Here is a 19,780-nt window from a genome sequence, read left to right on the forward strand (position 1 = left end):
TTTAGTCCTTGATACTGTCGTACGACACCGTGATACGAGGAGAGATCGTCATGAGACTTGCCGTCGCCGGCGCGACCGGGAACATCGGGGCCCTCACCGTCACCGCCCTCGAACGGGACGGGCACGACGTCGTGCGCATCAGCCGTTCGCTCGGCGTGGACCTGTCGACCGGCGACGGGCTCGACGGCGCCCTGTCGGGCGTCGAGGCGGTGATCGACGCGACCAACGCGGCGGCGTCCGACGTGGCCGGGACGGTGGCGTACCTGGGCACCGCCACCCGGAACCTGCTCGCCGCCGAGGAGCGGGCCGGGGTCCGCCACCATGTGCTGCTGTCGATCGTCGGGATCGCCGGGATCGCTCACGTCGACGGCAACGCGCACCACGCCGGCAAGCGGGAGCAGGAGCGCCTCGTGGCCGAGGGACCGGTGCCGTGGACGATCGTCCCGGCCACCCAGTTCCACGACTTCGCGGCGATGGTGGCGGGCTGGACCGAGCAGGACGGCGTCGCCACGATCCCGCCGCTGCTCGTGCAGCCGGTCGCGCCGGCGGACGTGGCGGCCGTCCTCGCCGAGGTCGCGGTGGGCGAGCCGCGGGGGCATCACGCCGACGTCGCCGGGCCCGAACGGCAGGACCTGGTGGACATGGCCCGGCGCACCAACGAGGCGCGCGGCCGTGCCGTGAAGCTCGTGCCGACGTGGACGGCGATGTTCAGCCCGGTGATGGCCGGCAACGTGATGCTGCCCGGCGACGGCGCCCGCATCATGCCGACCACCTTCGACACCTGGCTCGCGGACCAGACGTCCTAGCGGACCGCGTGCCTCACCGCTCGGCCCGTCCCTTCGCGCAGATCAATGCGCGCCCGCATCCGGGGCCGGCCTGCTCCTGCTGCGTCTGGTCTTCCATGATCCTCCTCGAACGGACATCGCGGCCTGTGCGCGAACTCCCGAGCGGTTCTGGCCTCCAGCCTGGTGTGGAGAACATCGTCAACGACCGTCCGCCCCCGGCATGGCCGCCCCCTCCGGTCCATCCGCACCGGCTCCCGGTTCATTCGTCGGGAACAGGATCAGGCTCAGCAGATGGGGGGTGCGGCCAGGCGCGGGCCGGTTGCCCCTCCGGGCGGCGAACACGCCGCGGAGCGCCTCGATCATCTCGGCGAGCTCGTCGGGGCTGAGCCAGAAGGTGCCCTGCCGGTAGCTCACCGAGTCGGCGGTGGGGTCGGCTCCGTCCCGGTCGAGGTAGCCGTTGAACTCGGCGTGCAGGGCGGCCATGGCGGCGGTGAAGCCCTGGCGGTGGTCGTCCAGGGACATGGACGCGGCCGTGTCGGCGTCGATCACCGCCTGCTCGCGGCGCAGCCGGTAGTGGCGTTCGACGGCGCCGTGCACGCGCTGCTCGCCGGCGACTTCCAGCACTTCCGCCTCGGCCAGCAGGCCGACGTGCCGGTACACGGTGGTCTTGGGGACGTCGGGCAGGCAGGCGCACAGGTCGGAGGTCGTGCGGGTGCCTCCGCCGGACAAGGCGTGCACGATGCGCAGCCGCACCGGGTGCAGGAGCAGCTCAAGGGTGTCCATGCCCTTACGTTTCCATATTTGGTACTGTTTCCAAAGTTGGGAATGCGCTCGGCGGACAAGGAGTCAGGGATGCATCAAATGACCGGGGCGATCCCGCCGGTGGGACGGCACCACGAGGTCGGGGGCCGGAGGCTGCTGCTCCACCGATCGGGCAGCGGGAGCCCGGCGGTGGTGTTCCTCCCCGGGGCCGGCTCGTCCGGCATGGACGGCTATATCGTCCACCGGCGAGTCGCCGAGCTCACCACGAGCGTGATCTACGACCGGGGCGGGACGGGGTGGAGCGACCGGGTCGAGCTGCCGCGCACCTGCGCCCAGGTCACCGACGAACTGCGCGAGGCACTGCGGGTCGCCGGCGTGCCCGCCCCCTACCTGCTGGTCGGTCACTCACTCGGCGGCCTTTACGCACGCCACTACGCGCAGCGTTTCCCCGGCGAGGTGGCGGGTCTGGTCCTGGTGGAGACCGAGCACGAGGACTACGACTCCTGCATGCCCCGGGAACTGAACGAGCTGTACCAGGCATGGGACCCCGGCGAGGCGTTGCCCGACGAGCTGCCGGACGAGATCGTCCAGTTCTACCGCGACCTGTTCGCGCGGGAGATGGCCGACTGGCCGGAGGAGATCCGCGCGCCGCTGATCGAACGTCACGTCAGCCCGGAATGGCTGAGGATCGGCGGTCAGGAGGCGGCCAACCGCGACCGGCTCCACGACGAGGTGCGCACTGCGGGACCGATGCCCGACATCCCGCTGATCGCGCTCACCGCCACGGCCATCGACCCCTTCAAGGAGGCGGTGACCCAGGGCATTCCCAGGTCGCTCCTCCTCCAGGAGGCCGAAGCCAAGACGCGGCTCTACACCGCGCTGGCCGCATCGGTTCCGCACGGCGAGAACCGCGTTGTCGGCGATGCCGGGCACGCCTCCGTCATCTTCCGCCGTCCCGACGCCGTCGTCCAAGCGGTCAAGGATCTCCTGGGCGGTCTCGGCGGCTGATCAGGGAGGTGGTGTCCCCGGCGTCGGGACGCCGCCTCCTGCGGGCTTGCGTCAGAGCACGAGCGGTGGCGGAAGGACCCGGCGCCGCGCCGGTCGGCCGAGCCGGCCGAGCCGGCCGAGTGCGGGATGGGCGCGGCCGTCACGCGGGCGGCTGTGGCCCGACCGGCCCCGCCCGTTCCCTCAGCCGCCGCAGCAGGCCCGTCCAGCCGTCACCGGTCTCACCTTCGAGCGGGAGCGGGAGGCCGCTGTGACGGAGTGTGAGGCTCGTCCCGCCGTCCGTGGGCGTTAGGGTCACCTCCACCCGTGACGCTCCGGGCGGGATGGCAGGCGCTTCCGGCATCGGCTCCCAGCCGAAGGTGAAGACGATCCGCTCGTGCGGGAGGAGCTCCACGAACTCCCCGCGCATCACCGGGCGCGGCCCGTCCGGCATTGACACCCTCAGGGCGCCGCCGGGCCGGGCGTCGGCCTCGGCTTGTCCCCACCAGTGCGCCAGCCGCGCGGGGTCGGTGAAGAACCGCCAGACCGTCTCGGGCGGCGCCTGGATCCACACCGTCCGCTCGATCGTCGCGTTCACGACGGTCCCCCCTCTTCCTGTTCGGCCGCGCGCTTCAGGCGCGCGAGCGGACCGGACCACAACGTGTCGAAGAACGCCGCCGCCTCGACGAGGCCCGCCGACTTCAGCCGGTAGAGGCGGCGGTTGCCCGCGCGCCGGACGTCCAGGAGGCCGGCCGTGACCAGGATCCGCAGGTGCTGGGAGACGGCCGGGCGGCTGATGCCGGGGCAGTGCGCGGCGATCTCGCCCGCCGGCACCTCCCCGTCGCGGACCAGCATCAGGATCGCGCGGCGGGTCGGGTCGGCGACCGCCCGCAACACCTCGTCCACCGCTGAGCCTCCTCGGTTGCCTGACCGAAGGCAACATGTAAGTATTTAAGCAACATCTTACACAAGTTGGCAGAGAGAAGTGGACCATGACACCCGAGAACGCGCGACTGGAACCCCTCGTGGGCCGCTGGCGCACGGCGGGCCGGACGGTGTCCGGCCCGGCCGTCGAGATCGCCGGAACCGACAGCTACGCGTGGATGGCCGGCGGAGCCTTTCTGATCCACCGCGCCGAAGTGCGCGTGGGCGATGAAGAGCTCGAGGTCATCGAGATGATCGGCCCCTACGACCCGGCGACCGGGACGTGGCCCATGCGCTCGTTCGACAGCCGGGGCGCGTTCGGCACCATGCACGCCACCGTGGACGACGACGTCTGGACGTTCACGGGCGCAACCGAGCGCGCGACGCTCACCGTCACCGACTCCACCATGGCGGCCAGATGGGAACGCACCGAGAACGGTTCGGACTGGACTGGCTGGATGGACATGACCTTCACCCGGATCCCGTGAGCGATCACCGCACCAGCGACCGCCCGATACCCCCGGGCCGGGTGTCGTTGCTGGTGGGGCCCGGCGCGGAGCGGTTCGAGACTCTGCCCTAGATCGTTATATGGGAGACTGGCGTGTTCGCTGGCGGGAACGCGAGGACTGGAGCGTCTGGTGGGGGATGTGCTGCGGGTTTCGCGGCCCAACGCGCGGTTCCAGCAGTGGGAGGCACTGCTGCGGAACCGGAACAAGCGGCAGCGGGCGGGAGAGTTCCTGGTCCAGGGGGTTCGGCCGATCAGCCTGGCGGTGGAGCGCGGCTGGCCGGTGCGGGCGCTGATCTACGATGCCGAGCGGCCGCTGTCGCGGTGGGCGGCCGAGATGCTGGAGCGGGCCGGGGCCGAGCGGGTGGCGATGGCGCCCGAGCTGCTGCGGGAGCTGAGCGGCAAGGAGCAGGAGGTTCCCGAGCTGGTGGCGGTGGTGGCGCTGCCGGACGATGACCTGTCGCGGATCGCGGTGGGGCCGTCGTTCCTGGGAGTGGTGTTCGACCGGCCGGCCGGGCCCGGCAACATCGGCACGATGGTGCGTTCGCTGGACGCGTTCGGCGGCGCCGGGCTGATCGTCACCGGGCACGCCGCCGACCCCTACGATCCCAAGGCGGTGCGCGCCTCCACCGGGTCGCTGCTGGCGGTCCCGGTCGTCCGCGTCCGCTCCCACCGCGAGGTGCTGGACTGGGCGCAGCGGGAGCGGGCGGCCGGACGTCCGCTCACCGTGGTCGGCACCGACGAGAACGGCACTGCCGACATCGCCGAGGTGGACCTGACGGGGCCCGTGCTGCTGGTGATCGGCAACGAGACCGCCGGGCTGAGCGCGGGCTGGCGGCAGGGCTGCGACACGATGGCGCGGATCCCGATCGGCGGCGCGGCCAGCTCACTCAACGCCGCCAGCGCCGCCACGGTCACGCTGTACGAGGCTGCCCGCCAACGAGGCCGCCGGCCTTAGCCCCCTGTGGCCTACCGTTGCCTTCCCGGTGGGAACCGGACGCCCTGCCGGTTCCCGTCGGCTCCCGGTACTGACACGGTCCCCCGCCGCGGCCCGATCGCCCTTGACGGCCTCGTCGTCCTGACCGCTGGGTCGCTGCGGACACGGACCCTCAGGCGGGGGCGCGGTGACGGGCCAGCGGAGCGTGCGGGTCGGTGTCGCCGTGACGGGTGGCCGGATCGGCGTGGACCAGGGCGGCCGCCAGCCGGGGAACGGCGTGCAGGAGGGCGTGCTCGGCCTCGACGGCGATCCGGTGCGCGTCGCGGACGCTGAGGTCGCCGGCCACGACGATGGCGATCTCGGCTCGCAGCCGGTGGCCGATCCAGCGCATCCGCAGCTCGCCGACCTCGACGACCCCGTCGACCGCGCGCAGGACGTGCTCGGCGCGGTCGATCAGGGCGGGGTCGACGGCGTCCATCAGGCGCCGGAAGACCTCGCGGACCGCGTCCTTGAGGACGGCCAGGATCGCGATGGTGATCAGCAGGCCGACGATCGGGTCGGCCAGCGGCCAGCCGAGCGCGGCCCCGCCCGCGCCGAGCAGGACGGCCAGGGAGGTGAAGCCGTCGGTGCGGGCGTGCAGCCCGTCCGCGACCAGGGCCGCCGATCCGATCCGCCTGCCGGTGGCGATGCGGTAGCGGGCCACCCACTCGTTGCCGATGAACCCGATCACCGCCGCGGCGGCGACCGCGGGCAGGTAGCCGATCGTCCGGGGATTCAGCAGCCGGTCGACCGCCGTCCAGGCCGCCAGTGCGGAGGAGGCGGCGATGGTGAGCACGATGACGATGCCGGCCAGGTCCTCCGCGCGGCCGAAGCCGTAGGTGAACCGGCGGGTCGCCGCCCGCCGTCCGAGGACGAACGCGACGCCGAGCGGAAGCGCAGTCAGCGCGTCGGCCGCGTTGTGGACGGTGTCGCCCAGCAGTGCCACCGAACCGGACAGCACCACCACGCCGGTCTGGAGGACGGCGGTGACCGCCAGCACGCCGAGCGAGATCCACAAGGTGCGCATGCCTTCGGCGGAGGTCTCCATCGCCGGGTCGACCTTGTCGGCGGCCTCGTGGCCGTGCGGCCTGGCCAGGTGCGCCACCTGGTGCCCGAAGCGCGACCACCGTCCCGGACCGTGCTCGTGGCCGTCGCGACGGTGGCCGCCGGGCCGGCGGTCGTGGTGGTGCGGCTCGCGGGATGTGCTCTGGTCGCTCACGTCGGCTCACGCTTCCCGGATCGGAGGTCGGCGCGGCGGACCGGCTGGACACCGTCCGCCCACCCGTCCATTATGTGCATATGAGTGCACGCATGCACCTATCAGGTGCGCAGGACCCGCAACAGCGAGACGGAGGCGATCGCCACGCGGCGGCCGCGCAGGTGCTGGGGCTGCTGGCCGACCGCACCCGGCTGATCCTGCTGGAGCGCCTCGCCGAGGGCGAGGCCGACGTGGGCACCCTGACCGAGGCGTGCGCGGTGGCCCGTCCGTCGGTCAGCCAGCACCTGGCCCGGCTCCGGCTGGCCGGGCTGGTCACCACCCGCAAGGAGGGCCGCCGGGTGATCTACGCACTGCCGCACGGGCACGTCAAGCGCCTGGTCGACGAGGCTCTCCGGTCCGCCGACCACCGGCTCGGCGACCTCCCGCCCCACGACTGACCGGGCGGGCCATGTCCGCACGCCAGGTCCTCCACGGCGACGACCTCGCCCTGCTCGCTCAGCTACTCCGGTGGCTCCGCGAACGGGCGGTGAGCCTCAGGGCGGGCCCGGTGCTCCAGAAACTCTGACGGCGGCCGGGCGACGCCGTCCTGGAGGAACTCGACGGCATATCGTATATCGACGAGCGACTGCCTCCATCGATCACCCACCTCAGCCGCTGGAGCCGTGCGGACGGCGCGGCACTGGAGGGCCTGCTCGGCATCGCGTTCGTGGCTGTTCCTGCTCACCCGCACGCTGCGCAAGGGTGATCCGTTCGCGCCCGGCAACCCGCGCCGCCTCTACGGGATCGCCTTGCTGGTCCTCTTGGGCGGCGTGCTCGGCAACTGGCCGGAAGCCATCACCGGCACCCTGCTCGTCACCGGGACGCCCCTGGGGGCCGGGTCCTGACCTCATTGGAGATCTCACTCCTGCCCGTGGTGGCCTTCTTCCTCGTCGTGGCTCTGGCCGAGGCGTTCCGGCTCGGCACCCGGCTGCGTGAGGACACCGAGGGGCTGGTCTGATGCCACCAGAGGACGCCCACCGCGTCCAGGTCCATCTGGCCCGCCTGCTGGCCGAGCGCGACACGACGCTCACCGAGCTGGCCGAACGGGTCGGCGTGACGGTGGTGAACCTGTCGATCCTCAAGAACGGCCGGGCCAAGGCCATCCGCTTCTCCACCCTCACCGCCGTCTGCGAGGCCCTGGAGTGCCGGCCCGGCGACCTCCTGGGCCTGAGCGACGACGACTGAACGCATCGTCCCCCGACCGAACGCGCCCCTGCCCGCCGCCACCGCTGAGCAGCACCACGCCTGCTTCACCCCTGCCGCGTCGATCCTTGACGGCATCCCCGGGAGGGGGGAACGGGCGCCGTCTCACCGGAACCGCCGGACGAACCGGAGGCGGCGAGGTCGAGGAGCATCATCGCGTCGTGGTCCGGGCTGCCGGGCGGCGCCATGTAGACGATGAGGCGCTGGCCTTGCGCGCGGTTCAGGGACAGTCCCTCGTGCGAGAGCGTCATCGTGCCGACCTCCGGGTGCCGGAGGGTCTTCTCGCCGTCGCCGATCGTGCGCACCTCGTACCGCTCCCAGAGCCGGCTGAAGTCGGGGCTCTTGACGATCAGCTCGCCCACGAGCGAAGCGAGCTCCGGGGCGTCCGGATCGGTGCCGGCGATCGCCCGCAACTGGGCGACGCAGCCCTCCGCCTTCTGCTCCCAGTTCGTCCACAGCTCGCGGGCCGCCGGGTGCAGGAAGACGTACCGGATGGTGTTCCGCTGCCGCTCAGGCCAGTCGGCGATGCCGTGGAGCAGCCGCAGCCCGGCGGGATTGGCCGCCAGCAGGTCGTTGGTGCGGCTCACGACGTAGGCCGGGTTGGGCCGGAGCGTCTCCAGAAGCCGCCTGACGGTCGGACGGACCCGCCGCGACGGCACGGGACGGGGACCGGGCGCACGCTGCGCCGCCCGCGCCGCCAACTCGCGCAGGAAGCCGCGTTCCTCCCCGTCGAGGCGGAGTGCGTCGGCCAGCGCCTCGACCACGGAGGGGCTCGGACGGGTCTCCTTGCCGCGCTCCAGCCGTACGTAGTAGTCGATGCTCACACCGGCCAGCGCCGCCACCTCCTCCCGGCGCAGGCCCGGCGTACGGCGCGTGCCGGTTCCGGCGGGCAGCCCGACGTCCGCCGGGCGGAGGCCGCCACGGCGAGCCAACAGAAACTTCCCGAACTCGGTCACTTCGTCATTCTGCCAGCGTGTGGTCACGGGTCCGGCCCGGAGCCTGGCCCTGTCACACCCCTGGTGGCGCACCCCGGAAGATCGCGGTCTGCCCCGCCCCCGCGAGCCTCACCAGGCTGGACGGATGACCACCCCCGCACCTGCCCGCGCGTCACAGGACGCCCGGCAACGCACGGCCGCACCGAAGCTGATCCTGGCGATCACGTTCATGGGCATCTTCCTGCTCAACCTCGATGCCATGGCGGTGACCGTGGCGCTGCCCGGGATCGGGCGGGCGCTCGGTGGCGGCACGGCGGGACTGCAATGGATCGTGGACGCCTACACGCTGATGTTCGCCGCACTCCTGATCTCCGCGGGCACGCTCTCCGACCGCATCGGGGCGAGCCGCGCGTTCGGCGCCGGCGTCGCGGTCTTCACGGTCGCCTCGGCGGCCTGCGGACTGGCGCCGGGGCTGGACGAGCTGATCGCCGCCCGCCTGCTCCAGGGGAGCGCGGCGGCGATCATGCTGCCCTCCTCGCTGGCCCTCGTCCGGCAGGCCTTCCCGGACGCGGCCGAACGGGCCCGGGCCATCGCGCTGTGGACCGTGGCCGGAGCCGTCGCGGTCGCCGCCGGCCCGGTGGCCGGCGGGGTGCTGTCCAGCACCCTGAGCTGGCGGGCGATCTTCGTCGTCAACCTGCCCGTCGGCCTCGCCGTCCTCGCGGTGCTGACCCGCGTGGAGCGTTCGCCGCGCCGGGCCGCGCCACTCGATCCGTACGGCCAGCTCACGGCGATCGTCGCGCTCGCGGCCCTCACCTTCGGGGTGATCGGCGGAGGGGAGTACGGCTTCGGCGAGCCCCTGGTGCCGGGCTGTCTGGGGCTCGCCGCGGTGGCGGCGGTCGCGTTCGTCATGATCGAGGCGCGTACCGCCGCGCCGATGGTCCCGCTCGGCCTCTTCCGTTCGCGCACGGTGACGGTTTCAGTCGTGATCGGCTTCGGCGTCAATGCCGCGTTCTACGGGCTGGTGTTCGTGCTGAGCCTGTTCTTGCAGGACGTTCTACACCTGTCCGTCATGGCCGCGGGGGTGATGTTCCTGCCGATGATGGCCGTGATCGCCGGAGCCAATCTGGTCTCGGCCAGGGCTGCGGCACGCTTCGGGCCGCGGATGCCGATCGCCGCGGGACAAGCGATCTTCGCGCTGGCGATGTTCGGCCTGCTCTGGATGGACGAGGGGACCGGCAGGCCGGTGATCGCGGCGATGCTCGTCCCGGCCGGCCTCGGCCTGGGTCTCGCCGTGCCCTCCCTGACCGCCGTCCTGCTGAACGACATCGCCGCGGACCGGGCCGGCACGGCCGCCGGGATCCTGAACTCCTTCCGGCAGACGGGCGGCGCGCTCGCCGTGGCCGTCGTCGGAGCCTTGGTCGCGGACCGGGGTGAGTTCATGGTGGGTCTGCGGGTCGCCTTGTGCGTCGCGGCCGTGATGCTGGTAGTCACCACGGCCGCGGCCCTCAAGCTCCCGCGCGGTTGATGACGCAGCCCGTACGACGGGCTCGGCGCCAGGACGGCACGGACGAGACGCGACACCGGTGGCGCCGGGCTGGTCTGTATCCGTCGCCCCGACGGTTCAGCCGGGCGGCTCGTCCAGTACCAGCCCCAAGGCGGCCGCCAGGTCGATGGTTCTGCGGGGTGTTGAGCACTGCTTGGCCAGGCTGATCTGGTCGAGGCGGCCGTTACGGGCTTGGAAGAGAATCCTCGCTGCGGGATGCCAGCGCAGTTCGTCCGTGGTGAACTCGTCGGCTACTCGATGCGCTGCGGCGGCCAGGGCGGGGAAGGCCGACTGGAGATCGGCGGCCCATTCTCGGAGTGCCTCCAGCCACTTCAGCACGGCGGCGTCATGTGCCGAGGAGAACCGCTCTGTCGCCTGAGCCAGCTCAAGCCAGGTGAAGTCAGGCCATGGCCTGGTCTTCAGGACGGGCAACTGCCACTGGCGCTTGGTGGTCGACCAGTGGTCGGCGCGTGCCTGGACCGAGTGGACCGTGAATCCCGGGAGACACACTGCGGTCAGGTTCCAGCCATGGCAGGCACCGGTGTCGAGGCCGAAGATCCTGCCGTCGCGGATCATCGGTTCCCGGCCGGTCACGTGATGGCCGAACACCACCGGCTTGGCATCGGTGTAGTGGTCGTGCCAGTAGCCGTCCGGGAACAGCGCCGTGAGCTCCCGTTCCCCCCTCGTCGAGCCACAGAGGATTTCCTCCTTCTGGTCGGACAGCGGAATTCCGGACAGCATCGCGGCGTGGACGACACGGACGTGCTCGTCCTCGAAGTAGTACGGCAGCGTCCGCATCCAGTCGACCGTTTCGGCGTAGTGGTCGCCAAGCTGCAGGCGCGTGATCTCCTGTGCGTAGGAGAAGATCCCGCGTACGTGCTTCCGCTCATGGTTGCCCATGACCACGACCGAGTTCGGGCGCTCGCGGAAGAGCCCGACCACATCACCGGGCGCTGGGCCGCGGTCGACCAGGTCACCGACGCTGACCAGCAGGTCGTCCGGTCGGATGTCGACGTCCTCGAGCAGTTCGAGCAGCTCGTCGAAGCAGCCGTGGATGTCGCCGATGATGATCGTGCGCCTCATGCGCGCGATCCTAGGGAGCCGTCGGTTCGGCGGACAAAGGATTATGTGCGTTGCTCCCGTGGTTCGCCGGTGATCGTGGTGCGCATCAGGCGGGCGGCGGCCTGGAGATGGTGGGGATGCAGGGGGAGCAGGGCACCGGCGCGTTTGACGGTGCGGATGACCGGAGCCGTCTCGATGCTGCGGATCGCGTCCAGGGACGCGATCCGCTCGGTCAGATAGCGGGAGAGGTCGAGCGGGTCACGGCAGTTGACGGCGGCGAGCAGGTTGGTGGGTCCGGTGGTCAGCGCCACCAGGGAGACCTCGGGGTGATCGGCCATCGCCGCCGCCACCGCGGTGAGCTGTGACGGGCGCACCGACATCCAGAGGCGCGCTTCGGTGCGGTAGCCGAGCGCGGCGGGCGGGACGTCGACCAGGAAGGTGAGCGCCCCGGCCCGGCGCAGGGAGCTCAGGCGGCGCCGCACGGTGGACTCCGACCATCCGGTCGCGGCGGCGAGCTCGGTGTGGCTCGTCCGGCCGTCCCGGGACAGCAGGTCGAAGAGGGGGCGGTCCGCCGGGCCGAGGGAGACGTCGGAGCCGTCGGCGGGCGGCGGGGCGAGCAGGGCGACCTGCTCGGGGGTGAGGCGCGCCGGTCCCGCCCAGTTGTTGGGCAGCGCGTAGTGGCCGAGCAGGAGGTGGGCGGAGACGGCGGTGACGCGGGTGGTCCGGGGCAGCTTGTGCAGGAGCAGGGCGTCGCTCTCGTCGCTGGTGGGGGTCTGGGTGCTACAGGAGATCTCGGTTCCGCCGGAGAGGAGGTGGACGTACGACGTGTCGGTGCGGGCGGCGAGCGCCCTGGCGATGGCGTCCGCCGCGTCCGGTGTGCACTGCACCCGGATGGTCCAGGCGTTGTAGCCGAGCCGGGCGCCGTTGAGCGTGCCGACGACCCGCAGGATTCCGGCGGTGCGCAGGCGGCGGTAGCGGCGGGCGACGGTGTTCTCGGAGACGCCGAGGGCCCGTCCGATGAGGCGGTGCGAGGCGCGCCCGTCGATCTGCAGGGCGTGCACCAGGCCTTGGTCGATCTCGTTGAGGGGGACGGCATCGGTCTTCATGAGCCGAGAGTGTGCCAGTTTCCGCCGCGAGGACGGGCACTGCTGGCGGTGATAGGCCGGTGACTCCGAACGTATGGGGCGACCGATCTAGGAGGAAGTCCCATGCGCAAGTGGTGGCCCTTGGCGGCCGTCTGTCTCGGCACCTTCATGTTCCTGCTCGACACCACCGTGCTGTCCGTCGCCCTGCCCGGCATCGGAGCCGAGCTGTCCGCGCCGTTGTCCTCGCTCCAGTGGGTCGCGAACGTCTACACGCTCGTCCTGGCCGTGCTGATGCTCCCGATGGGGTCGCTGACCGACCGGTTCGGCGCGCGGACGGTGTACATCGCCGGGCTGGCGGTGTTCGGCGCCGCCTCGCTCGGCTGCGGCCTGGCGCCGAACGCGGGCGTGTTGATCGCCGTCCGCGGGGTGCAGGGAATCGGGGGCGCGGCTCTGGCCGTGACCTCGTTCGCCCTGCTCGGCGCGGTCTACCGGGGGCCCGACATGGGCCGGGCGATGGGGGTGTTCGGTGCGGTGACGGGGCTCGCCGCCGCTGCCGGGCCGGTGCTCGGCGGCGTGCTCACCCAGTACCTGGGCTGGCGGGCGGTCTTCTTCGTCAACCTTCCGCTCGTCGTCGCCACCATCGCGGTGTCCTTCCGGATTCCGGCGGCGGAGCGCCGGCCGGCTCCGGCCCGTGTCGATCTGCCGGGCGTGGTCGCGTTCGCGCTGTGCGCGGCCTCGCTCACCTACGCCCTGACCTTGGCCGGTGAGGACGGCCGGCCTTCGCTCCCGGTGATCGGTCTGCTGGTGCTCGCCGCGCTCGCGCTCGCCGCCTTCGCCCGCATCGAGCTGCGCGCCTCCGCGCCGCTGCTCGATGTGCGGCTGTTCTCGCGGGCCTCTTTCTCAGCGGTGATGATGTGCGTGGTCGCCTCCACCGCCGCCTTCGCGGCGCTCGTCTACACGTCGGTGTGGCTCCAGTCGGGGCTCGGGCTGGGCCCGGTGCGCGCCGGGCTGGCGCTCCTGCCTCTGGCCCTGGCGTCCTTCGCCACCTCGCTGCTCAGCGGACGCAGGCTGCACGGCCGGTCGCCGCGCGCGGTCCTCGGCACCGGGCTGCTGCTGAGCGGGATCGGCTGCGCGCTCCAGGCCGGACTGGACGCGGGGTCGTCCGCCGGATCCATCGCGGCGGGGCTGGCGGTCGCCGGTGTCGGGGTGGGGCTGATGGGACCGGCGATGGGAGCCGCGGTCTTCGCGGCGCTGCCGCCGGAGCGGGGCGGCATGGCCGCCGGGGCCATGACCACGTTCCGCCAGTTGGGGCAGACGCTCGGCGTCGCGGTGTTCGGCGTGCTGTTCCAGCAGGGCGGCACCGCGTCCGGCGGGCTGAACCGGGTCCTGATCGCGGCCGCGGGGATCGGGCTTGCCGGAGCCGCGCTCGCCCGCGTCCTCGTTCCGCGTCCGGTGGCGGGTGAGGCAACGGACGCGGTCCGCCGGGACCTCACCGGCTCCCGATGATTTGCACTGGTCATGGGGATGTGTGCTGAGATAGGGCCCGCTTCGCAAAGATCGAGAAGGGTGTGGCCCACGCATGCGCACGACACTGAGCGTCACGGCCCTCGGGCTGGCCGCCGTCCTGCTGTCCGGCTGTGGCGGTGACGGTGACGGTGACGAGAAGGGCGGCGGTGAGACGCCGTCCCTGGCCGCGACCGCTCAAGAATCGCAGCAGGTGGCGGAGCCGGCGGGCTCGAAGGGGCTCGCGGGGACCTGGAAGCCGATCAACAAGAGCCCGATCGCCGAGCTCACCATCACGGGGAACACCGTGCGGACGACCGGTCGGCTCGCCTGCCCCGGCACCATCACCGGGGCCGGCACCCCGAAGCCGGTCCTCACCCTGAAGTGCGCCACCGAGAACGCCGACCGCAAGCGCGGCACCCTGAAGCTCAAGCCGGACGGGTCGGCGCTCGTTGTCACCTGGGACGGCCCGTCCTACGGAGGCGTGATCGACAGCCTGAAGCGGGCCGGCTGACGATCCGGGTGGGCCCGGCCCCTGGGCGGGGCCGGGCGTTCAGGCGGCGCGGCGGTGGCGGGCGGCGACCACGGAGATCCAGAGCATCGCGGTGAGGGCGCCGACGGCCAGGGTCAGGGAGCCGCCCTTGCCGCCGGTCATCGACCAGCCGTTCCCGATGAGCAGGGCGGTGCCGGCCACGCGGGACGCGATGGCGTGGCCGCGGTTCCCGGCGCGGCTGAAGTGGCGGCCCAGCACGTAGCAGGCGGCGATCAGGGCGGTGAAGGCGATCGTCCCGGCGGCCATGTGACCGTAGCTGTGCCAGGTGAGGGCCTCGGGCATCCCCGCGGGGGTGCCGGTCGGGAAGCCGTCGGCCGGGTCCATCACGAAGGCGCCCGCGGCGATCATGCCGAGCCCGTTGACCCGGATCAGCCGCGGCGCCCAGGTGCCTCCCGGGGTGTCGGACAGGGCCCGGCGCAGCCCGGTCGCCCCGGCGATGGTCAGGGCGCCGGCGACCATGAAGTTGGTGATCTGGAGCCAGCCGAGGGAGCCGTTGCTCAGCGTGCTCAGCGGGTGGCGGGTCAGGTCGAAGCCCTCGCGGGTGGCGGCCTGGGCCAGGGAGACGGCCCCCCACAGCGGCGCCGAGGCGATCGCGCAGGTGAGCAGGGCGCGGGTGGACGGGGCGCGGGTGGACGGGGCGACGGCGGCGTGGGCGGGGGTCTGGACGGTGGCGGTCATGGTCTGTCCTCTCGGGTCCGGCTGGTTCTGCCCACACGTCGATCCGAGCATATGACAGGGAACGCCACCCTTCCCTGTCGGATAACGTCGTTCGACGTGGTGGCAGAGCAACCGATCAGAAGGAGAACGGCCCGTGCGCTACCTGATGATGACCAAGGCATCCGACTCCGTCCCGGACGAGAGCCTGTTCACGGAGATGAGCAGGTTCACCGAGGAGCTGGCCTCCGCGGGCGTGCTGCTGGCCACCGGCGGCCTCGAGCCGGGCGGCGTCCGGGTGACGTCCTCCGGGGGCGAGATCAGCGTGACGGACGGCCCCTTCGCCGAGGCCAAGGAGGCGGTGGCCGGCTTCGCGCTGGTCGAGGTCCGGTCACGGGAGGAGGCGATCGAGCTGGCCCGCCGGTTCCGCAAGATCACCGGCGACGGGGAGAGCATCCTCCAGCAGGTCTTCGGCCCTTGATCACCGGCATCGCCGTCCCGGCCGGGGCCCCGGCCGGGACGGGGACCGCGCGATGACCGGCGCGATGACCGGCGCGCACCGCACGGTCGACGCGGTCTGGAAGCTGGAGTCGGCCAAGATCATCGCCGGGCTGACCCGGATGGTGCGCGACGTCGGCCTCGCCGAGGAACTGGCCCAGGACGCGCTCGTCGCCGCGCTGGAGCAGTGGCCCGCGGCCGGCGTCCCGGACAATCCCGGCGCCTGGCTGATGGCCGTCGCCAAGCGCCGGGCCGTCGACCACATCCGCCGCTCGCAGCGGCTGGAGCGCAAGCACGAGCAGCTCGCCCACGAGCTGGAGCGGCGGCCGGAGCCCGAGCAGGACGACGTCCTGCGGCTGATGTTCATCTCGTGCCATCCGGTGCTGCCGACCGAGGCGCGGGTCGCGCTGACGCTGCGGCTGCTCGGCGGCCTCACGGCCGCGGAGATCGCGCGGGCCTTCCTCGGCAGGGAGGGGGAGATCGCCCAGCGCATCGCCGCGGCGAAGCGGACACTGGCCGAGGAGCGCGTCTCGTTCGACCTGCCGGAGCGGTCCGAGCTGGCCGAGCGGCTGTCCTCGGTGCTGGAGGTCATCTACCTGATCTTCAATGAGGGCTACTCGGCGACGTCCGGGGACGATCTGATGCGGCCGGAGCTCTGCCTGGAGGCGCTGCGGCTGGGCCGGCTGCTGGCCGAGCTGGCGCCGGACGAGGCCGAGGTGCACGGGCTGGTCGCGCTGATGGAGATCCAGGCGTCCCGCTCGGCCGCGCGGATCGGGCCGGCGGGCGGGATCGTCCGGCTGGACGAGCAGAACCGGGGCCGCTGGGACCGGCTGCTCATCCGCCGCGGCTTCACCGCGATGCTGCGGGCCCGCGAGATCGGGGGCCCGCCCGGCCCGTACGTGCTCCAGGCGGCGATCGCGGTCTGCCACGCGCAGGCGCGGACCGCCGACGACACCGACTGGGCGCGGATCGCGGGCCTGTACGAGGCGCTCGCGCGGCTGCTGCCGACCTCGGTCGTGCGGCTCAACTGGGCCGTAGCGCTCGGGAGGGCGCGTGGCCCGGAGGCGGGGCTCGCCCTGGTCGACTCCCTGGCCGCCGATCCGTCGCTGCGCGATTACCACCTCCTTCCCGGCGTCCGGGGCGATCTCCTGGCCCGGCTCGGCCGGAACGAGGAGGCGCGGCTGGAGTTCGCGCGCGCCGCGTCCCTTACCGGGAACGTCACCGAGCGCGCCTTCCTGCTGCGCCGCGCGGACGAGATCGAGGTGGACGGCGCGCCTGGGACCATGCTCGGGGACGCCGCTCAGGACTTCCTCGGACGCGACGGCCTGACCGCCGAGACGGTCCGCTCGTACGGGCAGACGCTCCGGCGCCTGCGCCTGGCCTTGGGTGATCGGATGCCGCTGGAGTCCCTGACCGCCGACGATGTGGCGCGGGTGTTCGCCACGTCCTGGGGCGGGGCCGCCGCCAAGACGTGGAACCGGCACCGGTCGGCCGTCCGGTCGTTCGGCGCCTGGGCGTCCCTGGACGGTCTCGATGCGGGACTCGACCGGCGCGCGGAGACCCGTCCCCGGACGGAGCCGATCGGCCCGGCCGAGCTGGAGGCGCTCTGGAGCCGTCCCGGCCTGCCGCTGCGGGAACTGGTCCTGTGGCGGCTTCTGCACGAGTCGGGCGCCGGGGTGACGGCCGTCCTGGCGCTGAACGTCGAGGACCTGGACCTGGACGACCGCCGGGCCCGTTCGGGCGACGCCTGGGTGAGCTGGCGTTCGCAGACCGCCCGGCTGCTCCCCCGGCTCGTGGCCGGACGGGCCCGCGGGCCGCTGTTCCTCTCCGACCGGCGGCCCTCCCCCGCCCGCGCGCCGCGGCCCGCCGACCTGTGCCCGGAGACGGGCCGCCGCCGGCTGTCCTACCCGCGGGCCGAGCACCTGTTCAAGCAGGCCACCAGGTCGCTGGACCCGGCGGGCGACGGCTTCACACTGCGGCGGCTCAGGCCCCGTCCCTGACCGGCGAAACGAACTCGGGCTGGTCGAGCAGGCGCAGCCAGCTCCCGTCGGGCTGGCGCCGGACGACCTGCGCGCGGGCGCCGGAGCCGTCCTTGGGCGGGGTGGAGGTGAGGGCGATGCCGTCGCTGACCAGCGTCGGCAGCGGCTGCTCCGGCTCGAAGTGGGGACGGCCGGCCAGCACCTTCTCCCACAGGGCGCGGATGGCGTCCCGGCCGACCGTCCGCTCCCCCGGCGGGAAGGCCATCACCGCGTCCCGCTCGTAGAGCGCGGCGACCCCGGCGGCGTCGCCGGCGTTGGAGCGCTCGACGAACAAGCGCGTGATGTCCTCGGGCCGCATGGCCTTCTCGTATTCCGGCATTGGTTCCTCCTGAGGTCGGGCTTCGTGCTCGCTCGTCCAGCGTGCCCAGTCACCCGTCAGAAGTCCAACAGATGGATCTGATCGAAGCTAGAATCAGCAGTCATGGAACTGAGGCAGCTCGAGTACTTCGTCGCGGTGGCCGAGGAGCGGAACTTCACCCGGGCGGCCGAACGGGTGCACATCAGCCAGTCCGGCGTCAGCGCCCAGATCCGCCGGCTAGAACGGGAGCTCGGCGCCGAGCTGTTCGACCGGTCGGCGCGCGCCGCCACCCTCACCGTCGCGGGGAAGGCCGCGCTCGAACACGCCCGCGACGCGCTCGCCGCCGCCAAGGCCGTCGGCCAGGCGGTCGGCGAGGTGACCGGCCTGATCCGGGGCGGGCTGACCGTCGGCATGGTCATGGGCTGCACCCTCACGCCGCTGTTCGACGCCCTCGCCGCCTTCCACCGGGCGCATCCCGGCGTGGAGATCTCGCTGCTGGAGGACCGCTCCGACCGGCTCGTCGAGGAGGTGCGCGCCGGCACCGTCGACCTGGCCCTCATCGGGACCGCGAGCGCCACCCCCGAGGGGCTGGAGGCGCTGACGATCACCAGCGAGCGGCTCGTCGCGGCGGTCCCGGCCGGGCACCCCCTGGCGGGCCGGGGGCACGTCGCCCTGCGCGACCTGGCCGGCCATCCGATCGTGTGCATGCCGCCGGGCACCGGCCTGCGCACGGTGTTCGACCGGGCCTGCGCCGCGCAGGACCTCCACCCCGCGATCGCGCTCCAGGCCAGCGCCCCCGACGCCATCGCCGACCTCGCCGCCCGCGGGCTCGCCGTCGCCGTGCTCAGCGATTCGATGGCCGTCCACTACCGCGACCGGCTCACCGCCGTCACCATCGACGACGTCGGGACGCCCGCGCTGCTCGCCCTCGTCTGGAGGAGCGCGCACGGTCCGGCCGTGCGCGAGCTGCTCGTGCACGGCCGGCGGGCGTTCGCCGGGCCGGGCCGGACCGGCGCGCCCGGCTGAGTCCGGCGTCGCGTGCAGCCGGATGGACGCACGTTCGGCCGGGCGTCACGTCCAGCCGTAGCTCAGCCGTGTGAGCCTGGGGTTCAGGGCGAGGCGGAGCGTCGAGCGGCAGATCTGTTCTTTGATGAGCGCTCCCGCCCGTCCGGTCACGATCAGCGATGCCGGTTCGTCGGAGAGCCTCGTGCGCTGCCACAGGGCCGAGCGCCGGCCGAGGCTGACGCACTGCGAGGTGAACTTGGGGCGCACCGGCCGGGGCTCGGTGCCGTCGATCAGGTGCAGGACGGTCTGCGCGGCGTGCGCGCCGAGCGGGATCGCCGCCTGGCAGCTCATGCGCAGCGGGCCCGCGCCGATCCAGGACGCGTCGCCCGCGCCGACGATGGCGGGACTGCTCGCGCTGACCAGCGTCCGGTCGACCGCGAGGGCGCCCCCAAAGCCGACCCTCAGGCCGCTGTCCCGGGCCAGCGCGGGCGTCTCGAACGCCGCCGTCATCACCGCGAGGTCGCTGCGCAGCACCCGGCCGTCCGCCAGCACGACCTTGGCCGCCTGGACCTCGGCCACCGCGGCGTCCTCGGTCACCTCGGCCCCGAGCGCGGCGAGATGGCGCCGGATGTACCGCCGGCCCCCCTCGCCCACGCTGGCGGCGATCGCCCCGCCGGTGACCAGGTGGACGCGGTGCGTCCGGAGTTCGGCGAGTTCGGCGGCCAGTTCCACGCCGGTCAGCCCGCCGCCGATGATCGTGACGGACGACCCGCGGGGAAGCCCGTCGAGCCGCTTCCGGGCGGTGATCGCGTCCTGGAGACCACCCACGTTCACCGCGTGCTCGGACGCTCCCGGCACGAGGTCGAGGCGGCTCCGGCTGCCGGCGGCGTAGATGAGGTAGTTGTAGTCGACGGTCCCGCCGCCGCCGAGCTCCACCTTCTTCCGATCGGCGTCGATCGTCCGCGCCGAGTCCCGCACCAGCGCCGTCGAACGCGGCAGCAGCGAGGCGAGCGGCCGCGTCGCTGGATGGTTCCCGGCCATGAGCTGGTGCAGGCGGATCCGCTCGACGAAGTCGGGACGCGGGTTCACGACGGTGACCTCCACGTCGTCCCGGGCGAGCCTCTTGGCCGCGCTCACCCCCGCGTAACCCGCTCCCACGATGACAACCTTCGCACTCATGCTGGGCTCCTTCCCACCGAGTCGTCATC

Annotated in this window: 23 protein-coding genes; 13 read left to right on the forward strand and 10 right to left on the reverse strand. The window is 72.8% G+C overall.

From position 1 onward, the window contains the following. Positions 1–50 precede the first annotated feature (50 nt). Complete coding sequence (locus OHA34_RS03845) at positions 51–806, forward strand: SDR family oxidoreductase (RefSeq protein WP_329520716.1); 756 nt, start codon at positions 51–53, stop codon at positions 804–806. 177 nt (positions 807–983) lie between these two features. Here OHA34_RS03845 and OHA34_RS03850 read toward each other — a convergent pair whose 3' ends face one another. After that, on the reverse strand, positions 984–1,568 hold the full coding sequence (locus OHA34_RS03850) for a helix-turn-helix domain-containing protein (RefSeq protein ID WP_285943331.1): 585 nt from the start codon (positions 1,566–1,568) through the stop codon (positions 984–986). Between the two features lie 69 nt (positions 1,569–1,637). On the opposite strand from OHA34_RS03850, the gene OHA34_RS03855 reads away from it, so the two are divergent. Next, the gene (locus tag OHA34_RS03855) at positions 1,638–2,555 is read left to right on the forward strand and encodes an alpha/beta fold hydrolase (RefSeq protein ID WP_285943329.1); all 918 of its coding nucleotides are present in this window, start codon (positions 1,638–1,640) and stop codon (positions 2,553–2,555) included. Positions 2,556–2,694: 139 nt separating this feature from the next. Here the strand turns inward: OHA34_RS03855 and OHA34_RS03860 are convergent, their stop codons facing one another. Both OHA34_RS03860 and OHA34_RS03865 read right to left on the reverse strand, forming a co-directional pair. Beyond that, positions 2,695–3,129: an SRPBCC family protein gene (locus OHA34_RS03860; protein WP_329520717.1), complete on the reverse strand. Its 435-nt coding sequence runs from the start codon at positions 3,127–3,129 to the stop codon at positions 2,695–2,697. Further along, complete coding sequence (locus tag OHA34_RS03865; protein WP_329520718.1) at positions 3,126–3,437, reverse strand: ArsR/SmtB family transcription factor; 312 nt, start codon at positions 3,435–3,437, stop codon at positions 3,126–3,128. The genes OHA34_RS03860 and OHA34_RS03865 overlap by 4 nt, the downstream gene beginning before the upstream one ends. A gap of 86 nt (positions 3,438–3,523) precedes the next feature. Here OHA34_RS03865 and OHA34_RS03870 point away from each other — a divergent pair, with 86 nt between their 5' ends. Together OHA34_RS03870 and OHA34_RS03875 are read left to right on the forward strand one after the other, a co-directional pair. Further along, on the forward strand, positions 3,524–3,943 hold the full coding sequence (locus OHA34_RS03870; RefSeq protein ID WP_285943325.1) for a DUF1579 family protein: 420 nt from the start codon (positions 3,524–3,526) through the stop codon (positions 3,941–3,943). A gap of 150 nt (positions 3,944–4,093) precedes the next feature. Next, on the forward strand, positions 4,094–4,918 hold the full coding sequence (locus OHA34_RS03875) for a TrmH family RNA methyltransferase (protein ID WP_329520719.1): 825 nt from the start codon (positions 4,094–4,096) through the stop codon (positions 4,916–4,918). 151 nt (positions 4,919–5,069) lie between these two features. On the opposite strand, the gene OHA34_RS03880 is transcribed toward OHA34_RS03875, so the two are convergent. Then, positions 5,070–6,155, reverse strand: coding sequence for a cation diffusion facilitator family transporter (locus OHA34_RS03880; protein WP_329520720.1), 1,086 nt, complete (start codon positions 6,153–6,155; stop codon positions 5,070–5,072). Positions 6,156–6,247: 92 nt separating this feature from the next. Here OHA34_RS03880 and OHA34_RS03885 point away from each other — a divergent pair, with 92 nt between their 5' ends. The 3 genes from OHA34_RS03885 (at position 6,248) to OHA34_RS03895 (ending at position 7,379) form a co-directional block, all read left to right on the forward strand. Further along, on the forward strand, positions 6,248–6,592 hold the full coding sequence (locus OHA34_RS03885; RefSeq protein ID WP_329520721.1) for an ArsR/SmtB family transcription factor: 345 nt from the start codon (positions 6,248–6,250) through the stop codon (positions 6,590–6,592). A gap of 225 nt (positions 6,593–6,817) precedes the next feature. Further along, positions 6,818–7,039 (forward strand): hypothetical protein, encoded by a 222-nt coding sequence (locus tag OHA34_RS03890; protein WP_329520722.1) that lies wholly within the window; start codon positions 6,818–6,820, stop codon positions 7,037–7,039. Between the two features lie 112 nt (positions 7,040–7,151). Then, on the forward strand, positions 7,152–7,379 hold the full coding sequence (locus OHA34_RS03895; protein ID WP_329520723.1) for a helix-turn-helix domain-containing protein: 228 nt from the start codon (positions 7,152–7,154) through the stop codon (positions 7,377–7,379). Positions 7,380–7,444: 65 nt separating this feature from the next. Here OHA34_RS03895 and OHA34_RS03900 read toward each other — a convergent pair whose 3' ends face one another. After that, positions 7,445–8,353 (reverse strand): helix-turn-helix transcriptional regulator, encoded by a 909-nt coding sequence (locus OHA34_RS03900; protein WP_285943318.1) that lies wholly within the window; start codon positions 8,351–8,353, stop codon positions 7,445–7,447. Between the two features lie 124 nt (positions 8,354–8,477). On the opposite strand from OHA34_RS03900, the gene OHA34_RS03905 reads away from it, so the two are divergent. After that, positions 8,478–9,857, forward strand: coding sequence for an MFS transporter (locus OHA34_RS03905; RefSeq protein WP_329520724.1), 1,380 nt, complete (start codon positions 8,478–8,480; stop codon positions 9,855–9,857). 96 nt (positions 9,858–9,953) lie between these two features. On the opposite strand, the gene OHA34_RS03910 is transcribed toward OHA34_RS03905, so the two are convergent. Further along, the gene (locus OHA34_RS03910; RefSeq protein ID WP_329520725.1) at positions 9,954–10,958 is read right to left on the reverse strand and encodes a metallophosphoesterase family protein; all 1,005 of its coding nucleotides are present in this window, start codon (positions 10,956–10,958) and stop codon (positions 9,954–9,956) included. Between the two features lie 41 nt (positions 10,959–10,999). Then, positions 11,000–12,043, reverse strand: a complete 1,044-nt coding sequence (locus tag OHA34_RS03915; protein WP_329520726.1) for an Lrp/AsnC family transcriptional regulator — start codon at positions 12,041–12,043, stop codon at positions 11,000–11,002. Positions 12,044–12,145: 102 nt separating this feature from the next. On the opposite strand from OHA34_RS03915, the gene OHA34_RS03920 reads away from it, so the two are divergent. Beyond that, the gene (locus OHA34_RS03920) at positions 12,146–13,528 is read left to right on the forward strand and encodes an MFS transporter (RefSeq protein ID WP_329520727.1); all 1,383 of its coding nucleotides are present in this window, start codon (positions 12,146–12,148) and stop codon (positions 13,526–13,528) included. Between the two features lie 73 nt (positions 13,529–13,601). Then, positions 13,602–14,039 carry a hypothetical protein gene (locus OHA34_RS03925; RefSeq protein WP_329520728.1) on the forward strand — a complete coding sequence of 146 codons (438 nt, stop codon included), beginning with the start codon at positions 13,602–13,604 and terminating at the stop codon, positions 14,037–14,039. A gap of 39 nt (positions 14,040–14,078) precedes the next feature. Here OHA34_RS03925 and OHA34_RS03930 read toward each other — a convergent pair whose 3' ends face one another. Further along, positions 14,079–14,756, reverse strand: coding sequence for a DUF998 domain-containing protein (locus OHA34_RS03930; RefSeq protein WP_329520729.1), 678 nt, complete (start codon positions 14,754–14,756; stop codon positions 14,079–14,081). Between the two features lie 133 nt (positions 14,757–14,889). On the opposite strand from OHA34_RS03930, the gene OHA34_RS03935 reads away from it, so the two are divergent. Together OHA34_RS03935 and OHA34_RS03940 are read left to right on the forward strand one after the other, a co-directional pair. Continuing rightward, positions 14,890–15,213 carry a YciI family protein gene (locus OHA34_RS03935; protein ID WP_285943307.1) on the forward strand — a complete coding sequence of 108 codons (324 nt, stop codon included), beginning with the start codon at positions 14,890–14,892 and terminating at the stop codon, positions 15,211–15,213. 52 nt (positions 15,214–15,265) lie between these two features. Continuing rightward, complete coding sequence (locus tag OHA34_RS03940) at positions 15,266–17,230, forward strand: DUF6596 domain-containing protein (protein ID WP_329520730.1); 1,965 nt, start codon at positions 15,266–15,268, stop codon at positions 17,228–17,230. Here OHA34_RS03940 and OHA34_RS03945 read toward each other — a convergent pair. Further along, on the reverse strand, positions 17,214–17,588 hold the full coding sequence (locus tag OHA34_RS03945; protein ID WP_285943305.1) for a YybH family protein: 375 nt from the start codon (positions 17,586–17,588) through the stop codon (positions 17,214–17,216). The two genes, OHA34_RS03940 and OHA34_RS03945, sit on opposite strands and share 17 nt — an antisense overlap. 102 nt (positions 17,589–17,690) lie before the next feature. On the opposite strand from OHA34_RS03945, the gene OHA34_RS03950 reads away from it, so the two are divergent. Continuing rightward, a complete protein-coding gene (locus tag OHA34_RS03950; protein ID WP_285943304.1) occupies positions 17,691–18,593 on the forward strand; it encodes a LysR family transcriptional regulator in 903 nt (300 codons plus the stop codon). A gap of 45 nt (positions 18,594–18,638) precedes the next feature. Here the strand turns inward: OHA34_RS03950 and OHA34_RS03955 are convergent, their stop codons facing one another. After that, entirely contained in the window at positions 18,639–19,751 is a 1,113-nt protein-coding gene (locus tag OHA34_RS03955; protein WP_329520731.1) for an NAD(P)/FAD-dependent oxidoreductase, read from the reverse strand. Positions 19,752–19,780: the final 29 nt, after the last annotated feature.

Source organism: Spirillospora sp. NBC_01491, assembly GCF_036227065.1.
GTDB classification, from domain to species: Bacteria; Actinomycetota; Actinomycetes; order Streptosporangiales; family Streptosporangiaceae; genus Spirillospora; species Spirillospora xylanilytica.

What these genes read in the sequence shown, in the direction of transcription:
- OHA34_RS03845 (WP_329520716.1), top strand. Translation starts at nt 51, where the DNA reads ATGAGACTTGCCGTCGCCGGCGCGACCGGGAACATCGGGGCCCTCACC.
- OHA34_RS03850 (WP_285943331.1), bottom strand. Translation starts at nt 1,568, where the DNA reads ATGGACACCCTTGAGCTGCTCCTGCACCCGGTGCGGCTGCGCATCGTG.
- OHA34_RS03855 (WP_285943329.1), top strand. Translation starts at nt 1,638, where the DNA reads ATGCATCAAATGACCGGGGCGATCCCGCCGGTGGGACGGCACCACGAG.
- OHA34_RS03870 (WP_285943325.1), top strand. Translation starts at nt 3,524, where the DNA reads ATGACACCCGAGAACGCGCGACTGGAACCCCTCGTGGGCCGCTGGCGC.
- OHA34_RS03885 (WP_329520721.1), top strand. Translation starts at nt 6,248, where the DNA reads ATGCACCTATCAGGTGCGCAGGACCCGCAACAGCGAGACGGAGGCGAT.
- OHA34_RS03895 (WP_329520723.1), top strand. Translation starts at nt 7,152, where the DNA reads ATGCCACCAGAGGACGCCCACCGCGTCCAGGTCCATCTGGCCCGCCTG.
- OHA34_RS03905 (WP_329520724.1), top strand. Translation starts at nt 8,478, where the DNA reads ATGACCACCCCCGCACCTGCCCGCGCGTCACAGGACGCCCGGCAACGC.
- OHA34_RS03910 (WP_329520725.1), bottom strand. Translation starts at nt 10,958, where the DNA reads ATGAGGCGCACGATCATCATCGGCGACATCCACGGCTGCTTCGACGAG.
- OHA34_RS03915 (WP_329520726.1), bottom strand. Translation starts at nt 12,043, where the DNA reads ATGAAGACCGATGCCGTCCCCCTCAACGAGATCGACCAAGGCCTGGTG.
- OHA34_RS03920 (WP_329520727.1), top strand. Translation starts at nt 12,146, where the DNA reads ATGCGCAAGTGGTGGCCCTTGGCGGCCGTCTGTCTCGGCACCTTCATG.
- OHA34_RS03925 (WP_329520728.1), top strand. Translation starts at nt 13,602, where the DNA reads ATGCGCACGACACTGAGCGTCACGGCCCTCGGGCTGGCCGCCGTCCTG.
- OHA34_RS03930 (WP_329520729.1), bottom strand. Translation starts at nt 14,756, where the DNA reads ATGACCGCCACCGTCCAGACCCCCGCCCACGCCGCCGTCGCCCCGTCC.
- OHA34_RS03940 (WP_329520730.1), top strand. Translation starts at nt 15,266, where the DNA reads ATGACCGGCGCGATGACCGGCGCGCACCGCACGGTCGACGCGGTCTGG.
- OHA34_RS03945 (WP_285943305.1), bottom strand. Translation starts at nt 17,588, where the DNA reads ATGCCGGAATACGAGAAGGCCATGCGGCCCGAGGACATCACGCGCTTG.
- OHA34_RS03950 (WP_285943304.1), top strand. Translation starts at nt 17,691, where the DNA reads ATGGAACTGAGGCAGCTCGAGTACTTCGTCGCGGTGGCCGAGGAGCGG.
- OHA34_RS03955 (WP_329520731.1), bottom strand. Translation starts at nt 19,751, where the DNA reads ATGAGTGCGAAGGTTGTCATCGTGGGAGCGGGTTACGCGGGGGTGAGC.